17 protein-coding genes are annotated in these 19239 nt (G+C 71.8%); 8 read left to right on the top strand and 9 right to left on the bottom strand.

Annotated features, from left to right (window positions below; translation table 11 throughout):
• Positions 1 to 18: 18 nt before the first annotated feature.
• Together ACGH52_RS21255 and ACGH52_RS21250 are read right to left on the bottom strand one after the other, a co-directional pair.
• Entirely contained in the window at positions 19 to 1311 is a 1293-nt protein-coding gene (locus tag ACGH52_RS21255; protein ID WP_399941487.1) for a hypothetical protein, read from the bottom strand.
• Positions 1312 to 1447: 136 nt separating this feature from the next.
• Entirely contained in the window at positions 1448 to 2581 is a 1134-nt protein-coding gene (locus ACGH52_RS21250; RefSeq protein WP_399941485.1) for an alpha/beta hydrolase, read from the bottom strand.
• A 180-nt stretch (positions 2582 to 2761) separates the two neighbouring features.
• Between ACGH52_RS21250 and ACGH52_RS21245 the strand changes: the two genes are divergently transcribed.
• The 6 genes from ACGH52_RS21245 to ACGH52_RS21220 all read left to right on the top strand — a co-directional run bounded on the left by ACGH52_RS21245 (position 2762) and on the right by ACGH52_RS21220 (position 8151).
• Positions 2762 to 4558: a phosphatidylglycerol lysyltransferase domain-containing protein gene (locus tag ACGH52_RS21245; RefSeq protein WP_210974257.1), complete on the top strand. Its 1797-nt coding sequence runs from the start codon at positions 2762 to 2764 to the stop codon at positions 4556 to 4558.
• A 444-nt stretch (positions 4559 to 5002) separates the two neighbouring features.
• Positions 5003 to 5866, top strand: coding sequence for a dihydropteroate synthase (gene folP, locus ACGH52_RS21240; RefSeq protein ID WP_076974931.1), 864 nt, complete (start codon positions 5003 to 5005; stop codon positions 5864 to 5866).
• Complete coding sequence (locus ACGH52_RS21235; protein WP_076974932.1) at positions 5863 to 6366, top strand: nuclear transport factor 2 family protein; 504 nt, start codon at positions 5863 to 5865, stop codon at positions 6364 to 6366. Before folP ends, ACGH52_RS21235 begins: the two co-directional genes overlap by 4 nt.
• A gap of 258 nt (positions 6367 to 6624) precedes the next feature.
• A complete protein-coding gene (folB, locus tag ACGH52_RS21230; protein ID WP_052836365.1) occupies positions 6625 to 6984 on the top strand; it encodes a dihydroneopterin aldolase in 360 nt (119 codons plus the stop codon).
• Positions 6981 to 7592, top strand: a complete 612-nt coding sequence (gene folK / locus ACGH52_RS21225; protein ID WP_121700974.1) for a 2-amino-4-hydroxy-6-hydroxymethyldihydropteridine diphosphokinase — start codon at positions 6981 to 6983, stop codon at positions 7590 to 7592. The genes folB and folK overlap by 4 nt, the downstream gene beginning before the upstream one ends.
• Positions 7593 to 7662: 70 nt before the next feature.
• Positions 7663 to 8151 carry a DUF3180 domain-containing protein gene (locus ACGH52_RS21220; protein WP_059301658.1) on the top strand — a complete coding sequence of 163 codons (489 nt, stop codon included), beginning with the start codon at positions 7663 to 7665 and terminating at the stop codon, positions 8149 to 8151.
• A gap of 82 nt (positions 8152 to 8233) precedes the next feature.
• Here the strand turns inward: ACGH52_RS21220 and folE are convergent, their stop codons facing one another.
• The 6 genes from folE to dacB all read right to left on the bottom strand — a co-directional run bounded on the left by folE (position 8234) and on the right by dacB (position 15968).
• Positions 8234 to 8839, bottom strand: a complete 606-nt coding sequence (folE, locus tag ACGH52_RS21215) for a GTP cyclohydrolase I FolE (protein ID WP_076974934.1) — start codon at positions 8837 to 8839, stop codon at positions 8234 to 8236.
• 136 nt (positions 8840 to 8975) lie between these two features.
• Positions 8976 to 11015: an ATP-dependent zinc metalloprotease FtsH gene (gene ftsH / locus ACGH52_RS21210; protein ID WP_059301660.1), complete on the bottom strand. Its 2040-nt coding sequence runs from the start codon at positions 11013 to 11015 to the stop codon at positions 8976 to 8978.
• Positions 11016 to 11210: 195 nt separating this feature from the next.
• Positions 11211 to 11750 (bottom strand): hypoxanthine phosphoribosyltransferase, encoded by a 540-nt coding sequence (gene hpt, locus ACGH52_RS21205; RefSeq protein WP_238696629.1) that lies wholly within the window; start codon positions 11748 to 11750, stop codon positions 11211 to 11213.
• A gap of 95 nt (positions 11751 to 11845) precedes the next feature.
• Positions 11846 to 12904 (bottom strand): tRNA lysidine(34) synthetase TilS, encoded by a 1059-nt coding sequence (gene tilS, locus ACGH52_RS21200; RefSeq protein ID WP_210974258.1) that lies wholly within the window; start codon positions 12902 to 12904, stop codon positions 11846 to 11848.
• A 192-nt stretch (positions 12905 to 13096) separates the two neighbouring features.
• Entirely contained in the window at positions 13097 to 14224 is a 1128-nt protein-coding gene (locus ACGH52_RS21195) for a zinc-dependent metalloprotease (RefSeq protein ID WP_059301663.1), read from the bottom strand.
• A gap of 136 nt (positions 14225 to 14360) precedes the next feature.
• Entirely contained in the window at positions 14361 to 15968 is a 1608-nt protein-coding gene (dacB, locus tag ACGH52_RS21190; protein ID WP_399941476.1) for a D-alanyl-D-alanine carboxypeptidase/D-alanyl-D-alanine-endopeptidase, read from the bottom strand.
• A gap of 79 nt (positions 15969 to 16047) precedes the next feature.
• Between dacB and ACGH52_RS21185 the strand changes: the two genes are divergently transcribed.
• Together ACGH52_RS21185 and ACGH52_RS21180 are read left to right on the top strand one after the other, a co-directional pair.
• Entirely contained in the window at positions 16048 to 16539 is a 492-nt protein-coding gene (locus tag ACGH52_RS21185; protein WP_007452023.1) for an inorganic diphosphatase, read from the top strand.
• A gap of 113 nt (positions 16540 to 16652) precedes the next feature.
• Positions 16653 to 18359, top strand: a complete 1707-nt coding sequence (locus tag ACGH52_RS21180) for a threonine/serine exporter ThrE family protein (protein WP_210974260.1) — start codon at positions 16653 to 16655, stop codon at positions 18357 to 18359.
• Here ACGH52_RS21180 and ACGH52_RS21175 read toward each other — a convergent pair.
• Positions 18356 to 19234 carry a DedA family protein gene (locus tag ACGH52_RS21175; RefSeq protein WP_121703285.1) on the bottom strand — a complete coding sequence of 293 codons (879 nt, stop codon included), beginning with the start codon at positions 19232 to 19234 and terminating at the stop codon, positions 18356 to 18358. The genes ACGH52_RS21180 and ACGH52_RS21175 overlap by 4 nt on opposite strands.
• Positions 19235 to 19239: the final 5 nt, after the last annotated feature.

The following is a 19239-nucleotide window of genomic DNA, read 5'->3' as shown; positions in this document are numbered from 1 at the left end:
CTGCGGCACCCGGGGCGGTCAGGAGACCGCGCTGCGCAGCCCCTGCACGTCGATCTGCTCGGTCTCGTCGTGGGCCGTCAGGTCGATCACCTGGCCCACGCCCCGGGACTCCTCACCGGCCTGCTTGAAGGCGACCTCGGCCTCGGCCTTGTGCAGGGCGAGCGCCTCCTGGCCGACCACGTCGGCGAGGTCCTCGTTCTGGACGGTCTCCAGGGCGGCGTCGGACGCGGCCGCCGCGTCCACCGCGCCGTCGGAGGGCTTGGTGCCGAAGAAGTCGAACCCGCCCTCGACCGGACGCCGCGCCGGAGCCGGCGGTACGACGGCCACCGCGGTCGGCACCGCGAAGTGCCCGTCGGCCCGCCGGGTGGACTGGGTGGGCTGCGCGGGCCGCTCGTCGGTGGAGTCGATGGAGTCGGTGGAGTCGGTGGAGGTCGTCGGGGAGGCGGCGCCGGTGCGCTCGTGGCCGTCGGCCGCCTCGGACTGCCCCTGCGCCTCGTCCTCCTGCCCCGCCTCGGCCGCCGCGCCCTCGCCGCCGCCGTCACCACCGCCGTCACCGTCGGAGCCGTCGGATGCTTCGGCCCGGTCGCCACGGTCGCCACGGTCGCCGCGGTCGCCACCGTCCGGGTCGGGCGCGCCGCCGTCGAGCCGGGCCAGTGCCGCGTTCGCACGCAGGAACAGCCGGGAGCCCGCGGGCGAGAAGACCGCCGGGGCGGAGACCTCCACGCCACCACTCTCCTCGTCCGACACCTCCTCCTCGGCCACACCCTGAACCGGCGCCTCCTTCTCCGGCGTGGCCCGATCCGGCGTCTCCTGTGCCGGGGCCGGGCGGGCCGCCGGGAGCGCGGGTGTCTGCGGCGCGGCCTCGATCTCCAGCAGCCGGCGGCCCTCCAGCGCGCTGGCCCGCTCGGTCTCCGCCGTGGCGTAGCGCCGCAGCAGCGAGGCGTGCTCGTTGCGCAGCCCCGCCAGTTCGGTGCGCTTGGCCCGCAGCCGGTGCTCCAGCTTCTGCCGCAGCTCGCGCGACTCCTCCAGGTCGGACTCCAGTTCGGCGACCCGTTCCTCGAAGCGCCACTCGTCACTCGCCCGCGCGCGGGTGAGGTCGGCGACCTGCCGGCCCGCCTGCGCGTCCCAGTGCCGCATGACGACCGCGCCGACCACGGCCGTCACCGCGGCGGCCGCGGCCAGCGCGCGAAGGATCACGGTCTCACCGAACAACCAGGGCCCGAGGGCGCAGACGACCGAAACGCCTGCGATCGCCGACGGGGGAAGCAGTCTGTGCAGAGGCGGGGAATGGCGATGACGTCCACGTGGCATGGCCAGAAACTTACCGCGCGTAGGCGAATCTTGGCGCCCCGCCCCGTAAAAACACGGCTGTCTCCGACGTGTTCACAGGGAACCGGGAATCCACACCCCCGACGACGGACGAATTACTCTTGGATTCCAAGATCATTTACGACTCGCGCCCGCCGCCCAGCCGCTCATCCAGCCACCGCAGCGTCGCGGGAATCTCCCGACGCCAGGTATTGAAGTTGTGCCCGCCGCTTTCCAGGATGATCGACGAGATCCGCGTCGGCCTCCTGTCCTTCACCAGTTCGATGAACTTCAGGGTGTCCTTGTAGTTGGTCTCGCCGGTCCTGCTGCTGGTGACGAGCAGTGAAGTGTCGGGCGCGGGCGCGTTCTTGAGGTACCACCACAGACTGGCCCGCTTCTCGAGCCCCTTGTCCCCCTGGAAGAGATCGCCCGTGGTGGGGTCGCTCGGCGCGTCGTAGTACGGCGAGAGCCCGGCCCCCGCGGCGTACACCTCCGGGTGGTGGGCGGCGAGTTTCAGCGCGCAGTAGCCGCCGGTCGAGTTGCCGACGACGCCCCAGCCCCGCGACCCCCCGGCCACCCGGTAATGGGCGCTCACCGCCTCGGGGAGATCCTTCGCGAAGAACGTCTCCGTCTGCGGTCCGCCCGGTACGTCCACGCACTCCGTGTCGCGCGGCGGCGCCACCGTGGGCCGCAGCATCACCAGGATCATGGGCCGCATCCGACCGGCTTTCGCCAGCTCCAGCGCCGTACGCGGGTAATGGAGTTTGTTCACCAACGCCTCGGCGGTACCCGGATAACCGGTCAGGACGACGGCGGCGGGAAAGGTACGGGCACGGTGCCGCGCCTGGAAGTACTCGGGCGGCAGATAGACGAACGCGGGTGACGCGATCCGAGAGGTACGCCCGAAGACCCGTATCTCCTCGACCCGCCCCGAGACCTCCGGCCGCGCCCCGGCCGCGGGCGTCACCCGGCGCTCACCGACGACCCGCAACGGCCCACCGCCCGCACCGGCGGAGTGATCCACGACGACGCCCTGCCCGTCCTCCCGCCCGAAGAGGTCGGCCCAGCTGCCGTAGAACCCGAAGGACTGGTTGGCGACCAGCCCCACGGCCGCGAAGACCGCCACCTGGGTGGCGAACAGCAGACCGACCCTCCCCAGAACGGCCCGCACGCTCCGCCGGGACAGCCGTGGCCACAGCCACACCGTCCCCGCGAACAGCAGCACACCGGCCACCACCGCCAGTGCCAGCACCTTGTTGCTCGTGAGACCCATGCCTTGCTACCTGCCCGCGCTTTCCGTACGCCCGTCCGGGCTTTGTGATCAGGGGAGTGAACCTCTCCCTCCGAGACACCGTCCTAGAGGGCGCAATGTCGCCGGATGCCCGGAACGGGCCCGGAATCCACGATCTCTCGCAGAACAACAGGTGCGATGTCTGTCAGGACAGATGAGGAAATGTCGGGCGGGGTTCCGACGAGGCCCACCCGCATACGCCGCGCACTGCGCGGCCCCCGCCCGGAGCGCGTCCCCCTCCTCGTCGGCCGCGCCTGCGTGCTCGTCGGCCTGCTGGACATCGCGGCCGGCTCCTTCCCCCGCTTCCGGCACAGCCGGATGCACGCCCTCGCCGAGGTCCTCCCCGGCTCCTTCGGTCCCTTCGCCGCGGCCCTGTCCCTCAGCGCGGGCGTCCTGCTGCTCCTGCTCGCCCACGGCCTCAAGCGCCGCAAGCGCCGGGCCTGGCGGGCGGCCGTGGCCCTGCTCCCGCTCGGCGCCGTCGCCCAGTTCACGTACCGCCACTCCCTCCTCGGCGTACTGATCTCCCTGGCCCTGCTGGCCCCCCTCCTGCGCCACCGCGACGAGTTCGCCGCCCTCCCCGACCCGCGCAGCCGCTGGCGGGCCCTGGCCAACTTCGTCCTCATGAGCGCGGGTTCCGTCCTGCTCGGCCTGCTCGTCGTCAACGCCCACCCGCACCGCATGCTCGGCGACCCGAGCCTGGCCGACCGCCTCACCCACGTCCTGTACGGCCTGTTCGGCGTCGAGGGCCCGGTCGACTACCGGGGCAACACCTCCTGGACGGTCGCCTTCTCACTCGGCGCCCTCGGCCTCCTGACCGCCATCACCACCATCTACCTGGCCTTCCGCCCCGAACACCCCGCGGCCCGCCTCACCGAGGACGACGAGACCCAACTGCGCGCCCTGCTCACCCGGCACGGGGGCCGCGACTCCCTCGGCCACTTCGCGCTGCGCCGCGACAAGGCCGTCGTCTTCTCCCCCAGCGGCAAGGCCGCCGTCACCTACCGCGTCGTCTCCGGCGTGATGCTGGCCAGCGGCGACCCGATCGGTGACGTCGAGGCCTGGCCGGGCGCCATCGAACGCTTCATGGACGAGGCCCGGTCCCACTCCTGGACCCCGGCCGTCATGGGCTGCTCCGAGACCGGCGGCGAGGTCTGGACCCGCGAGACGGGCCTCGACGCCCTCGAACTGGGCGACGAGGCGGTGGTGGACGTGGCGGATTTCTCCCTCGCCGGCCGCGCGATGCGCAATGTGCGCCAGATGGTCAAGCGCATCGAGCGCGCCGGTTACGAGACCCGCGTACGGCGCGTGGCTGACCTGTCCGACGCCGAACTGGACCGCGTCCGCCGCGCCGCCGACGCGTGGCGCGGCACGGACACCGAGCGCGGCTTCTCCATGGCCCTGGGCCGCGTCGGCGACCCGTCCGACGGGGACTGCCTGATCGCGACGGCCCACAAGCAGGACACCGAACCCGGCGAGTACGGCGACCTCAAGGCGGTCCTGCACTTCGTGCCGTGGGGCACGGACGGGGTCTCCCTCGACCTCATGCGCCGCGACCGCGCGGCCGACCCCGGCATGAACGAACTCCTGATCGTGGCCGCGCTCCAGGCCGCCCCGAAGCTGGGCATCGCGCGGGTGTCGCTGAACTTCGCCATGTTCCGCGCGGCGCTCGCGCGCGGCGAGAAGATCGGCGCGGGTCCCGTCCTCCGCGCCTGGCGCGGCCTGCTGGTCTTCCTCTCCCGCTGGTTCCAGATCGAGTCCCTGTACAAGTTCAACGCGAAGTTCCGCCCCCGGTGGGAGCCGCGCTTCGTCGTCTACCGCCGCTCCGCCGACCTCCCCCGCATCGGCTTCGCCGCGATGCAGGCGGAGGGCTTCGTCACCCTGTCCCTGCCGCGCTTCCTGCAACGCCGGACACCGAGGCGCCGCCCCTGCGCCCACCAGGCACCGGCGCGGGCGGCGTAACGGGCGGGTGTGGGGAGCGCAGCCCGGCGCTGCCGGGGTGCCTCCCCCAGTGCCTGAACGGCCTGGGAGGTACCCCCACCGCCCACCCGTGCCGCCCCAGCGGCACGACTTGCCCGCAGCGAGGGCGACGCGGCGGGACAGCCGCGTACGGCGGGACAGCCGCGTACGGCGGGACGGGAACCGCGGAGGGTTGGCGAGCCGCAGCCGCGTACGGCGAGCAGGGGTCGTGTCGGGGGGTGTCCGCCCGCAGCGGTTGGCGCGTCCGCGCCGGTGAGTTCTGTGGCCGACCGATTCCGCGCCGTTCCGAGGACGGACACCCCCTGGCGCGGCCCCGACCCACAGACAACACACCGCGCCACGCGCACCCCCACCCATCCCGCACAGGCGCCGCAGGCACCCCACCGCAGCCCACCACCTACGCAGCCCACCACCTACGCTGAACACATGAGCAAGCAGACCGCCCGCCGCCGCCACCTCGCGGGACTGACCGCATGGGACCGCTGCGCGGTCATGGGGGTCGTCAACGTAACCCCCGACTCCTTCTCCGACGGCGGCCGCTTCTTCGACACCACGGCCGCCATCAAACACGGCCTGGACCTGGTCGCCCAGGGCGCCGACCTGGTGGACGTGGGCGGCGAGTCCACCCGCCCCGGCGCGACCCGCGTCGACGAGGACGAGGAGCTGAGGCGCGTCGTCCCGGTCGTGCGCGGCCTCGCCTCCGAGGGTGTCACGGTCTCCGTGGACACCATGCGCGCCTCCGTTGCCGAGCAGGCCCTCACCGCCGGCGCCGCCCTGGTCAACGACGTCAGCGGCGGCCTCGCCGACCCCCGCATGATCCCGGTCGTCGCCGACGCGAACGCCCCCTTCGTCGTCATGCACTGGCGCGGCCTCCTGGAGGGCGGCAACGTCAGGGGCACCTACACCGACGTCGTCACCGAGGTCGTCGACGAGCTGCACGCACGCGTGGAGGCCGTCCTCGACGGCGGCATCGCCCCCGACCGCGTCGTCATCGACCCCGGCCTCGGCTTCTCGAAGGACGCCGAGCACGACCTCGTCCTCCTCGCCCACCTCGACCGCCTCCTCGCCCTCGGCCACCCCCTCCTCGTAGCAGCCTCCCGCAAACGCTTCCTCGGCCGGGTCCTCGCCGGCCCGGAGACCGCTCCACCCCCCGCGCGCGAGCGCGACGCGGCCACCGCCGCGGTCTCCGCGCTCGCCGCGCACGCCGGCGCGTGGGCGGTGCGCGTCCATGAGGTCCGCGCCACGGCCGACGCCGTCCGCGTCGCCCGCGCCGTCGAAGGCGCCCGGTGAACGCGCCGCACCTCGACGTCGAACAGGTCGAGGCCGCCAACACCGCGTTCTACGAGGCCGTCGAGGAGGGAGACTTCGAAAAGGTCTCCGATTTCTGGCTCACCCCCTCCGACCTGGGCATCGACGAGTCGTACCACGACCCCGCCGACGCCGGCGTGGTCTCCTGCGTGCACCCGGGCTGGCCGGTGCTCACCGGCCGCGGCGAGGTCCTGCGCTCCTACGCCCTGATCATGGCGAACACGGACTACATCCAGTTCTTCCTCACCGACGTGCACGTCTCCGTCACCGGCGACACCGCCCTGGTCACCTGCACCGAGAACATCCTCAGCGGCGGCCCCGCCCCCGACGGCGACGAGGAGCTGGGCCCGCTCGTCGGCCAGCTCGTGGTCGCCACCAACACGTTCCGCCGCACTCCGGCCGGCTGGAAACTCTGGTCGCACCACGCCTCCCCCGTACTCGCGGAGACCGAGGACGGGGACGGCGAGGACACACCCCCCTGACGACACCCCTTGACCCGGCCGAGCGAGGACGACCGGGACGTGGTTGGAATCACGGCCCGGCGGGTAGGGGCGGCTACCAACCCGTGATCCACCGGGACCGCCAGGGAAAACGCACGGTGAAGACCCCCCTCCGTCCCACCCCGCCCCGCACCCCGCGCCCCGGCCCTGTCGGTGCACGCGGGTAGATTCGACTGGGGCCGCCGTACCACCCGCACGTGGTGCGCCCGGCCGAGACCGACGACTGCAGGAGTGATTCGCGTGGATCGTGTCGCGCTGCGCGGCCTGAAGGCCCGTGGGCACCACGGTGTGTTCCCCAAGGAGCGCGAGGACGGCCAGACCTTCCTCGTGGACATCGTCCTTGGCCTGGACACCCGCCCGGCCGCGGCCGACGACGACCTGGCGAAGACGGTGCACTACGGCATCGTGGCCGAGGAGGTCGTGGCCGTCGTCGAGGGCGAGCCGGTCAACCTCGTGGAGACCCTCGCCGAACGCATCGCCCAGGTCTGTCTGAAGCACGAAGGGGTCCAGGAGGTCGAGGTCTGCGTCCACAAGCCGGACGCGCCGATCACCGTCCCCTTCGACGACGTGACCGTCACCATCATCCGGAGCCGTGTATGAGCGCCCCCTTCACCCAGGGTCCGAGCGACCCGACCGTACAGCCCGTGCCCGCCTCCGTCATCGAGCAGGTCGACGCCGCGGACACCACCCTGTCCAACCCCAAGCGCGCGGTGATCGCCCTCGGCGCCAACCTCGGCAACCGGCTGGAGACCCTCCAGGGCGCCATCGACGCCCTGGAGGACACCCCGGGCGTGCGCGTCAAAGGGGTCTCCGCGGTCTACGAGACGGAGCCCTGGGGCGTCGCCCCGGACAGCCAGCCCTCGTACTTCAACGCGGTCGTGATCGTGAAGACGACGCTGCCCCCGTCCTCGCTCCTGGAGCGGGCGCACGCGGTCGAGGAGGCCTTCCACCGGGTCCGCGACGAGCGCTGGGGCCCGCGCACCCTGGACGTCGACATCGTCGCCTACGCGGAGGTCGTCTCGGACGACCCGCAGCTCACCCTCCCCCACCCGCGCGCCCACGAGCGTGCCTTCGTGCTGGCCCCCTGGCTCGACGTGGACCCCGAGGCCGCCCTGCCGGGGCGGGGCAGGGTCGCCGACCTCCTGGCGGCCGTCCCCCGCGACGGCATCGCGCCCCGCGCCGATCTGGAACTCCGGCTGCCCGAGTAGTCGTTAAGGTCGACGAGGACGACGAGGTCAGGACGACCGCGCCGGGGAACCGAAGGGACACCGGAACACCGTGAAAGAGTTGCGCATCAGGGTGCTGGCCGGCGTGTTCGTCGTGGCCGGAGTGCTGTCCTGGGCCGGCGCCCGCCTGTGGAACTCGGTGGGGACCCTCCCGAGCGTCCCCCTGGCCGCCCCCGTCGTCCTCGCCCTGATCGCGGTGATCCTGCTGGCCACGGCGCTCTCGATCCGCGCCCGCCTCAGGGCCCAGCGGGAGCGTGTACCCGGCGCCAAGGGCGTCGACCCGATGATGGCGGCCCGCGCCGTGGTCTTCGGCCAGGCCAGCGCCCTGGTGGTCGCCCTCGTCGCCGGCATGTACGGCGGCACGGGCGTCTTCCTGCTGGAGTACCTGGACATCCCGGCCCGCCGAGACCAGGCCATCTACGCGGGCGCCTCGGTCGTGGCGGGCATCGCCGTGATAGCGGCCGCCCTCTTCATGGAACGAGTCTGCAGACTCCCGGAGGACGAGGACGACGACCACCCGGGCGCGGCCTCAGCGGCCTGAACGCACCACGCACAACCGCACCACGCACAACCGCACCGCACGCAACCGCACCGCACCGCACGCAACCGCACCCACAGCCCACTCAACGAGCCATGATCAGACTCATGGCCTCGTTACGCGTAGCCACATCCCGCAGCTGCCCCCGCACCGCCGACGTGAGGGTCTTCGCCCCGGGCTTGCGAATGCCCCGCATGGACATGCACATGTGCTCGCACTCGACCACGACGATCACCCCGCGCGGCTCCAGGATCTCCATCAGCGAGTCCGCGATCTGCGTGGTGAGACGTTCCTGCACCTGCGGACGGCGCGCGTAGACGTCGACGAGACGGGCGAGCTTGGACAGCCCGGTGATCTTCCCGCTGGTGGACGGGATGTAGCCGACGTGCGCCACGCCCCGGAACGGCACCAGATGATGCTCACACGTCGAGAACACCTCGATGTCCTTCACCAGGACCATCTCGTCGTGCCCGAGGTCGAACGTCGTCGTCAGCACATCCTCCGGCTGCTGCCACAGACCGGCGAATATCTCCTTGTACGCCCGCGCCACGCGCCCCGGAGTCTCCTTCAGGCCCTCGCGGTCCGGGTCCTCGCCGACCGCGATCAGCAGTTCGCGTACGGCGTTCTCGGCCCGCTTCTCGTCGAACTCGCCGATCTCGCCCTCGCCGTCCAACGTCACGGGGTCGGTCATCTGATGCCTCGTTCCTGATCAGTCCTGCCGTCGGCATACGCAAATGCCGCACCCCCCAGGCTAGAACCTGGGGGGCGCGGCATACATTCCGGGCCTGGTGGGGCCGCCCTCGCGGGGGCCCCGGGGCGGACCGGGGTCAGCTCTCCGGGCGGTCCTCCGGTGCTCGCTCCGGTGCCGGAGCGGGCTCCACCGTGGTGCTCTTGGCGGTGGAGATCGCCGCCGTCGCGCCGTTCGCCCCGTTCGTCAGTGCGAGCTCCTTCGGGGAGAGCACCGGCGGACGCGTCGAGGGCGTGCGGCGGGAGGACCCGGTCCACGCGGGACGGGCCGGACGCTTGACGATCTGGGAGAAGACCTCGGCGATCTCCTCCTTGCCCAGCGTCTCCTTCTCCAGCAGCGCGAGGACGAGGTTGTCGAGGACGTCGCGGTTCTCGACCAGGATCTCCCAGGCCTCGTTGTGCGCCGTCTCGATGAGCTTCTTGACCTCCTCGTCGACCAGCGCGGCGACCTCTTCCGAGTAGTCGCGCTGGTGGGCCATCTCACGCCCGAGGAACGGCTCGCTGTTGTCGCCGCCGAACTTGATGGCGCCGAGGCGCTCGGTCATGCCGTACTGCGTGACCATGGCCCGAGCCAGGCCGGTGGCCTTCTCGATGTCGTTGGCCGCACCCGTGGTCGGGTCGTGGAAGACCAGTTCCTCGGCCGCGCGGCCGCCCAGCATGTAGGCGAGCTGGTCGAGCATCTCGTTGCGCGTGGTCGAGTACTTGTCCTCGTCCGGGAGCACCATCGTGTAGCCGAGGGCCCGGCCTCTGGACAGGATCGTGATCTTGTGGACCGGATCGGAGTTCGGTGAGGCCGCCGCGACCAGGGCGTGACCGCCCTCGTGGTACGCGGTGATCTTCTTCTCCTTGTCCGACATGATCCGGGTCCGCTTCTGCGGGCCCGCGACCACGCGGTCGATCGCCTCGTCCAGCATGTGGTTGTCGATCAGCTTCTGGTCGCTGCGGGCCGTCAGCAGGGCGGCCTCGTTCAGCACGTTGGCCAGATCGGCACCGGTCATGCCGGGCGTACGGCGGGCGACGGCCGACAGGTCGACGTCGGGCGCGACCGGCTTGCCCTTCTGGTGGACCTTGAGGATCTCCAGACGGCCCTGCATGTCCGGACGGTCGACCGCGATCTGCCGGTCGAAACGGCCGGGGCGCAGCAGCGCCGGGTCGAGGATGTCGGGCCGGTTCGTCGCGGCGATGAGGATCACGCCGCCCTTGACGTCGAAGCCGTCCATCTCGACGAGCAGCTGGTTCAGGGTCTGCTCGCGCTCGTCGTGACCGCCGCCGAGGCCGGCGCCGCGGTGGCGGCCGACCGCGTCGATCTCGTCGACGAAGACGATGGCCGGGGCGTTCGCCTTGGCCTGCTCGAACAGGTCGCGCACTCGGGAGGCACCGACACCGACGAACATCTCGACGAAGTCGGAACCGGAGATCGAGTAGAACGGCACGCCCGCCTCGCCCGCGACGGCACGCGCGAGCAGGGTCTTGCCGGTGCCGGGCGGGCCGTACAGCAGCACGCCCTTGGGGATCTTGGCGCCGACGGCCTGGAACTTGGCCGGCTCCTGCAGGAACTCCTTGATCTCGTGGAGCTCCTCGACGGCCTCGTCGGAACCGGCGACGTCGGAGAACGTCGTCTTGGGGGTGTCCTTGGTGATGAGCTTGGCCTTGGACTTGCCGAAGTTCATGACCCGGGAGCCGCCGCCCTGCATCTGATTCATCAGGAACAGGAAGACGACCACGATGAGGACGAACGGGAGCAGGGAGAGCAGAATCCCGACGAACGGGTTCTGCTTCGACGGCGACACGGTGTAGCCGTCGGAGATCTGCTTGTCCTGGTACTTGTTCTGAAGTGTGTTGGCGAGGGTCACGCCCTGGTCGCCGATGTAGCTCGCCTGGATCTTCGAGCTGCCCTCGACCTTCTGGCCGTCCTTGAGCTGGACCTTGATGGTCTGCTCGTCACCGGTGGTCAGCTTGGCCGACTCGACCCTGTTGTCGTTGATCGCCTGGACGACCTGGCCAGTGTCCACCGTCTTGTAGCCGCCGGACGAGCCGACGACCTGCATCAACACGACCACGGCAAGGACGGCCAGCACGATCCACATGACCGGCCCACGGAAGTATCGCTTCACGTCCATCCACACGGAGCGGTGCCGCCCCGTCCCTCCTGCCATAGTGAGTTTGATAAGACAGTTCTTCTGACGGTACCCCAGCGTGGCGGCCCTCAGCCGCACGGGCGGGCCGACGTCCCGTCTGCATGCTCCAACGGCGCGGGGGCCCCAGGGGTTCCCGGTGGCCCGCCGAAAGGCCGTGAAGTCCGTTACAGGGCCGCGTCAGCCGCCGTACACATGGGGCGCGAGCGTACCGACGAACGGGAGGTTGCGGTACTTCTCGGCGTAGTCGAGGCCGTAACCGACGACGAACTCGTTGGGAATGTCGAAGCCGACCCACTCCACGTCGATGGCGACCTTCGCGGCGTCGGGCTTGCGCAGCAGCGTGCACACCTTGAGGGAGGCGGGCTCGCGCGAGCCGAGGTTGGAGATCAGCCAGGACAGGGTCAGGCCGGAGTCGATGATGTCCTCGACGATCAGGACGTGGCGGCCCTTGATGTCGGTGTCGAGGTCCTTGAGGATCCGCACCACACCGGAGGACTGGGTGCCCGCGCCGTACGAGGACACCGCCATCCAGTCCATGGTGACGGGGGTGGACAGCGACCGGGCGAGGTCGGCCATGACCATCACGGCGCCCTTGAGCACGCCGACGATGAGCAGGTCCTTGCCCGCGTACTCCGCGTCGATCTTCGCGGCCAGCTCGGCCAGCTTCGCGTCGATCTCTTCCTTGGTGATGAGTACCTTCTCGAGGTCGGCACCCATGTCGTTCGCGTCCACCCGCATCACTTTCGGTCGTCCCACCGGCCACTCCGGAGCGCCCCGGCGATCCGTGCGCGGATCGGTGGGAGGGTCCGGATTCAGCCTTGCCGAATCACCAGTCTGCCACCCTGCCGCCGGGCGACGACTTTGCCGGGGAGGTTGATGGCCCCCTGGCCGCGCCAGCCGGTGATCAGCCGGTCGACTTCCTCGATGTGGCGGGCGAACAGGGCGCCGCCGGGCGCACCGGCCTCCAGGGCGGCGCGGCGCAGGATCCGGCGGCGTACGGCGGGCGGCAGGGCGTACAGCTTGGCGCACTCCAGTCCGCCGGTGGCGTCGCGGACGCCGACCTCGGCCTGGCGGGCCCAGGTGTCGAGGGCGTCGGCGTCGTCCCGGGAGAGCTGGGCCGTACGGGCGAGGGCCTCGACGACGCCCTTGCCGAGGGCCTTCTCCAGGGCGGGCAGGCCCTCGTGGCGCAGCCGGGAGCGGGTGTAGGCGGGGTCGGTGTTGTGCGGGTCGTCCCAGACGGGGAGGGACTGGACCATGCAGGCCTTGCGGGCGGTCTGGCGGTCGACCTGGAGGAAGGGGCGCCGGTAACGGCCGTCGGCCCCCGAGACCGCGGCCATGCCCGACAGGGAGCGGATGCCGGAGCCGCGGGCGAGGCCCAGCAGGACGGTCTCGGCCTGGTCGTCGCGGGTGTGGCCGAGCAGGACGGCGGCGGCGCCGTGGCGGGCGGCGGCGGCGTCCAGCGCGGCGTAGCGGGCGTCGCGGGCGGCGGCTTCCGGGCCGCCCGCGCGGCCGACGGTCACGGCGGTGGCCTCCACCGGGTCGAGGCCCAGTTCACGCAGGCGCAGGACGACCTCTTCGGCGCGCAGGTCGGAGCCGCTCTGCAGGCCGTGGTCGACGGTGACACCGCCGGCGCGGACGCCGAGCCGGGGGGCCTCGAAGGCGAGGGCGGAGGCGAGCGCCATGGAGTCGGCACCGCCGGAGCAGGCCACGAGCACGAGCGGTGCCGCCGGAGGTCCGGGCGGACGCTCGGGCGCGGGCTCGACGGCCGTCGCGGCGTGGACGCCGGCCGGAGTGTTCAGTTCGGTGAGGATGTCGTGGAGGACGCGGCGGACCGCCAGGCGTATCGCCGCGACCGCAGGATGGGGACCCATGTCCGGTGCCCTTCATGAAGTTGTCGGGGGTGAGCCCGAGGTTCAGTCACGCAGAGTGTGTAGATGGTGACAGAAACGGGCCGTTCACCGAGCATCGCACGCCTGTCGAAGGCTCACGGTCCCTCGGACGGGTGATTGAAGGGTCGTTCGTCTGCCGTCGGCCGGAATCGTTTCACGCCCCGCCCGCGCGGCTCACGCCTCCGGCTTGCGGTGCACCCGCGCGATCCAGTCCGCCGGTTTGGCGATCTCCGACTTGGTGGGGAGCGTGTTGGGCGAGGTCCAGACGCGGTTGAAGCCGTCCATGCCGCACTCCTCGACGACGGCCCGTACGAACCGTTCGCCGTCCCGGTACTGGCGGAGCTTGGCGTCCAGGCCGAGCAGCTTGCGCAGGGCCAGGTCGAGGCGGGAGGCGCCCTTGGCGCGACGCTGCTGGAACTTCTCGCGGATCTCGCCGACGCTCGGCACGACCGCCGGTCCGACGCCGTCCATCACGAAGTCGGCGTGCCCCTCCAGGAGGGACATCACGGCGGTGAGGCGGCCGAGGACCTCCCGCTGGGCCGGGGTCTGCACCAGTTCGACCAGCGACCGGCCGCCGTCGTCCTCCTCCGCCTCGGGACGGCCCCCGGCGAGGGACTGGGCGGCCTCGCGGACGCGTTCGAGCACGGTCATGGGGTCCACGTCGGTCTCGGCCAGGAACGACTGGATTTCGCCCTCGAGGTGGTCGCGCAGCCAGGGCACGGCGGTGAACTGGGTCCGGTGCGTCTCCTCGTGCAGGGTCACCCACAGGCGGAAGTCGTGCGGCTCCACGTCGAGTTCGCGCTCCACGTGCACGATGTTCGGCGCGACCAGGAGCAGCCGCCCGCCGCCGTTCGCTCCGGCGGGCAGTTCGCGGGTGGCGGGGGCGAACGTCTCGTACTGGCCGAGGACGCGGGAGGACAGGAACGACAGCAGCATGCCCAGCTCCACGCCGGTGACCTTGCCGCCGACGGCGCCGAGGACCGCGTTGCCCGCGCCGCCGCCGCGCCGCTCCTGCATCTTCTCCAGCAGGGGTTTGAGGATCTCCCGGAACCCGGCGACGTTGGCCCGGACCCAGCCGGGCCGGTCGACCACCAGGACGGGGGTGTCGTGGGTCTCCTCGGTGCCCATCCGGGTGAACCCGCGGACGTGCTCCTCCGAGGACTTGGCATGGCGGCGAAGCTCCGTGACGACGGCCCGGGCCTCGTCACGGCTCACCTCGGGGCCCGGCCGTACGAGCCGGGTCGCGGTCGCCACCGCGAGGTTCCAGTCGACCATGCCGGAATTAGCGCCGATGCTCGTCATGCGTCAACGGTACGGGAGCGCCGCCGTTCGGGGCAGTCGTGCGGGCGGGGCGCGGGCGGGGGCGGGGCGCGGGCGGGGGCGGGGCGCGGGCGGGGGCGGGGGCGGTACGCGGCCCGGCGTCGGCGGGGGGGGGCCGCTACGACGGCGTCGGGGACACCAGTCCCGTCGCCGCCCGGTCCAGGGTGGCCTGGGCCGCCCAGGCGTCCGTCGTGTCGTTGGCCAGGAAGGCGAAGCCCAGGAGGCGGCCGTCGGGGGTGGTCACCGTGCCGGCGAGGGTGTTCACGCCGGTGAGGGTGCCGGTCTTGGCGCGGACGAGGCCCGCTGCTCCGTCCGTGTAACGGCCGGCCAGTGTGCCGGTGAAGTGGGCGACGGGGAGGCCGGTGAGCACCGCGCGGAGTTGGGGGCGGGCGGGGTCGGCCGCCTCGGCCAGCAGGGCGGTGAGCAGGTCGGCGCTGATCAGGTCGGTGCGGTCCAGGCCGCTTCCGTCGTGGAACCGCGCGCCCCGCACCGGCAGGCCGAGCTGCTTCAGGCGGGCGGTGACGGCGGCGCCCGCCCCGTCGAAGTCGGCGCGCTTGCCGGTCGCCACGGCGGTGTGGCGGGCCAGGGCCTCGGCGAGGTCGTTGTCGCTGTTGGTCAGCATCCGCTCGACCAGGGCGGACAGCGGGGGCGAGGAGACCGTGGCGAGGGTGTCGGCGCGGGCCGTGGCCTTGGAGGGGCCGGGGGCGGACGCGGTGACGCCGTGCTGCTTCAGGAGGCCGGCGAAGGTGCGGGCGGCGTCGGCGGCCGGGTCGGGCACGCGCGGGGCCGGGCCGCTGGTGGAGTCGTCGGTGCGGCCCTCGTCGGCCATCAGGGCGGTGACGCGGGCGAGGTTCTCGTTGACTCCGATCGGGTGCGCCTCCGTACCGGCGTAGAGCGTCGTGTCGTACGACAGGGTCACCTTGCGCAGGTCCCGCTTCTTCAGGGCGGCGGCGGTCTGCTCGGCGAGGGTGCGCAGGCTGGCGAGGCCGCGCGGGTCCTCGCGGGCGGTGAGGGTGGGGTCGCCGCCGCCGACGAGGACGAGTTCGCCGGTGTCGCCCTCCAGGGCCGTGCGGGTGGTGAGGCGGTGGTCGGGGCCCATGGCGGTGAGGGCGGCGACGGCGGTGGCGATCTTGGTGGTGGAGGCGGGGGTGAGGGGGACGTCGCCGCCGAGGCCGTACAGGCGCTTGCCGGTGGTGAGGTCGACGACGGCCGCCGCGCGGCGCCCGCCGAGCGTGGGGTCGTCCTTCAGCAGGGGGTCGAGGAGGTCCGCCAGGGCCGCCCGGTCGCCGGGTGCCGCCTTGACGCCGCCGGGGGTGGCGGTGCCGCCGAGGCCGGTCAGCACGGCCCCGGCGCTGGGCGCGGGACGGGGCGAACCGGACGCCGTGCCGGAGGCCCCGGGGCCGCGGCCGTGATCTGCGCCACCCGTGTGCTCCAGCGCGACGGCCCGGTCCCGCTCGGCCGTACGCTGACCCGTGGAGTCCCAGGGGCCGGCGGCGGTCACCACACCGGCGGCCAGCGCCAGCCCGGCGGTGGCGGCACCGGCGGTGTACTGCCAGGTCTTCGGCCTCGTGATCCGGGCGAGCCGCGGCGCCGTGGCCCGTGCGTACCGTGCGACCCGCGGTTCGGCGGCCCGGACGAAGCGGGCCAGACGGGGACGTACGGCACCCGCGGCCCGCGCCACATGCGGTCTCGCGGCCCGCCAAGGCCTCAGCTCTGGCACTGCCACCAGCCCCTTTCGCGATCACACACCTGCGTGAGGGACACTTAACCACCAGAACTATGTGCTGATCATGGAGGAGCGTCCGGTGGAGTTCGACGTCACGATCGAGATCCCGAAGGGTTCGCGGAACAAGTACGAGGTGGACCACGAGACCGGTCGTATCCGCCTGGACCGCCGACTGTTCACCTCGACCGCCTACCCGACCGACTACGGCTTCGTCGAGAACACCCTCGGCGAGGACGGCGACCCGCTGGACGCGCTGGTCATCCTGGACGAGCCGACCTTCCCGGGCTGCCTCATCCGCTGCCGCGCGATCGGCATGTTCCGGATGACGGACGAGGCCGGCGGCGACGACAAGCTGCTGTGCGTGCCGTCGACCGACCCGCGTGTGGAGCACCTGCGTGACATCCACCACGTCTCGGAGTTCGACCGCCTGGAGATCCAGCACTTCTTCGAGGTCTACAAGGACCTGGAGCCCGGCAAGTCCGTCGAGGGCGCCGACTGGGTGGGCCGCACGGACGCCGAGGCGGAGATCGAGCGGTCGTACAAGCGCTTCAAGGACCAGGGCGGCCACTGATCAGGCGCCCCTCCCGTAACGGGCCGCACGCACACGCGTGCGGCCCGTTTGCGTTTGAGTGGCCATACTGAGGTCATGAGGAGGGTGAGTTCGTACCAGGGAGCGTTGCGCAGGTGACGGAGGAGGACCACAAGCCGCAGTCGGACGAGGCCCGCAGTGCCTTCCGGCAGCCGAGCGGTTTCGCGGCGTCGATCGACGGCGAGTCGTCGACGACGTCCGAGTTCGAGATCCCACAGGGACTCGCCGTCCCCCGGCACACCGGCACCGAGTCCGAGACGACCTCGGAGTTCTCGCTCCCCGACGGCCTGGAGGCACCGGCGGCCGTGCCCGCCGACGCCGAGGGCTCGGCGTTCACCATGCCGAGCACCCACAGCGCGTGGTCCGCCCCCACCTCCTTCACCCCGGCGAGCGGCTTCCCGGCGGTGAACCTGACGGACGTGCCCTGGCAGGACCGGATGCGGGCCATGCTGCGGATGCCCGTGGCCGAGCGGCCCGCGCCCGAGCCCTCGCAGAAGCACGACGACGAGACCGGCCCCGCCGTGCCGCGCGTGCTGGACCTGACGCTGCGTATCGGGGAGCTGCTGCTGGCGGGCGGCGAGGGTGCCGAGGACGTGGAGGCGGCCATGTTCGCCGTCTGCCGGTCCTACGGCCTGGACCGCTGCGAGCCGAACGTCACCTTCACCCTGCTGTCGATCTCCCACCAGCCGTCCCTGGTCGAGGACCCGGTGACGGCGTCGCGCACGGTACGCCGCCGGGGCACCGACTACACGCGGCTCGCGGCCGTGTTCCACCTGGTGGACGACCTCAGCGACCCCGACACGAACATCTCCCTGGAGGAGGCCTACCGGCGCCTCGCGGAGATCCGACGCAACCGGCACCCGTACCCGACGTGGGTGCTGACCACGGCGAGCGGTCTGCTGGCGGGCGGGGCCTCGCTGCTCGTCGGTGGCGGGCTGACCGTGTTCTTCGCGGCGATGTTCGGCTCGATGCTCGGCGACCGGCTGGCGTGGCTGTGTGCCGGGCGCGGGCTGCCGGAGTTCTACCAGTTCGCGGTGGCGGCGATGCCGCCCGCCGCGATGGGCGTCGTGCTGACGGTGACGCACGTCGACGTGAAGGCGTCCGCGGTGATCACCGGTGGGCTGTTCGCGCTGCTGCCCGGGCGGGCGCTGGTCGCGGGGGTGCAGGACGGTCTGACCGGCTTCTACATCACCGCGGCGGCACGTCTGCTGGAGGTCATGTACTTCTTCGTCAGCATCGTCGCCGGGGTGCTGGTGGTGCTGTACTTCGGGGTCCAGCTGGGGGCCGAGCTCAACCCGGACGCCAAGCTGGGCACCGGTGACGAACCGTTCGTGCAGATCTTCGCCTCGATGCTGCTCTCGCTGGCCTTCGCGATCCTGCTCCAGCAGGAACGGGCCACCGTCCTCGCGGTGACCCTGAACGGCGGTATCGCCTGGTGCGTGTACGGCGCCATGCACTACGCGGGCGACATCTCGCCGGTGGCCTCCACGGCCGCCGCGGCGGGGCTCGTGGGCCTGTTCGGGCAGCTGATGTCCCGCTACCGGTTCGCGTCGGCGCTGCCGTACACGACGGCCGCGATCGGGCCGCTGCTGCCCGGTTCGGCGACGTACTTCGGTCTGCTGGGGATCGCGCAGGGCAAGGTCGACTCCGGGCTGCTGTCGCTGTCCAACGCGGTGGCGCTGGCGATGGCCATCGCTATCGGGGTGAACCTGGGCGGGGAGATCTCGCGGCTCTTCCTGAAGGTGCCCGGCGCCGCGAGTGCGGCGGGACGCCGGGCGGCCAAGCGGACGCGTGGGTTCTAGCGGCCCTGGTTGTACGGGTACTGGTCGCCGTACTGCTGGGGCTGGTCGCCGTAGCCCTGCGGGTACTGCTGGGCGTACGGCTGCTGCGGGGGCTGCTGGTTGCCGTAGCCCTGGTCGTACTGCCGGCCGTACTGCTGCTGCGGCTGGTCGTACGGGTCCACCCGGCGGAGCTGGGTCGTGGCGTCGTCCATCACCGGGTACGCGGGCTGGTGCTGCTGCTGGGGCGCCGGGGTCGCGGGGGCGGCCGCGGCGGCGCGCTGCTTCTTCTTGCGCTCGCGCAGGTACTCGATGCCGATCGGGACGACCGAGACCAGGACGATCAGGACGAGGATGGCCTCGACGTTGGTCCGGATGAACTCGATCTGGCCGAGCCAGTAGCCCGCGAGGGTGACGCCGGTGCCCCAGGCCACGCCGCCGATCACGTTGTACGTGAGGAACGTGCGGTACTGCATGCGGCCGGCGCCCGCCACGATGGGGGCGAAGGTGCGCACGATGGGCACGAAGCGGGCCAGGACGATCGCCTTGGGGCCGTACTTGTCCATGAACTCGTGCGCCTTCTCCAGGTTCTCCTGTTTGAAGAGCTTGGAGTTGGGGCGGCTGAAGAGCCTGGGTCCGAAGAACTTGCCGATCATGTATCCGACTTGGTCGCCGAGGACGGCGGCGGCCACGATCAGGGCGCACACCAGCCACAGCGGCTGGCTGATGAACTCGCCCTGGGCGACGAACAGGCCCGCGGTGAAGAGCAGCGAGTCGCCGGGCAGGAACGCGAAGAGTCCTGACTCGGCGAAGACGATGAGCAGGATGCCGGGCAGACTGAACGTCTCGATCAGGTAGTCCGGGCTGATCCACTCAGGACCGAGCGCAAGGGTGGTCACGGGAT

Source organism: Streptomyces sp. BBFR25 (assembly GCF_044590125.1).
GTDB lineage: Bacteria > Actinomycetota > Actinomycetes > Streptomycetales > Streptomycetaceae > Streptomyces > Streptomyces canus_D.
Note: the sequence above shows the minus strand (reverse complement) of the source record. Positions and strands in the feature narration are given on the sequence as shown.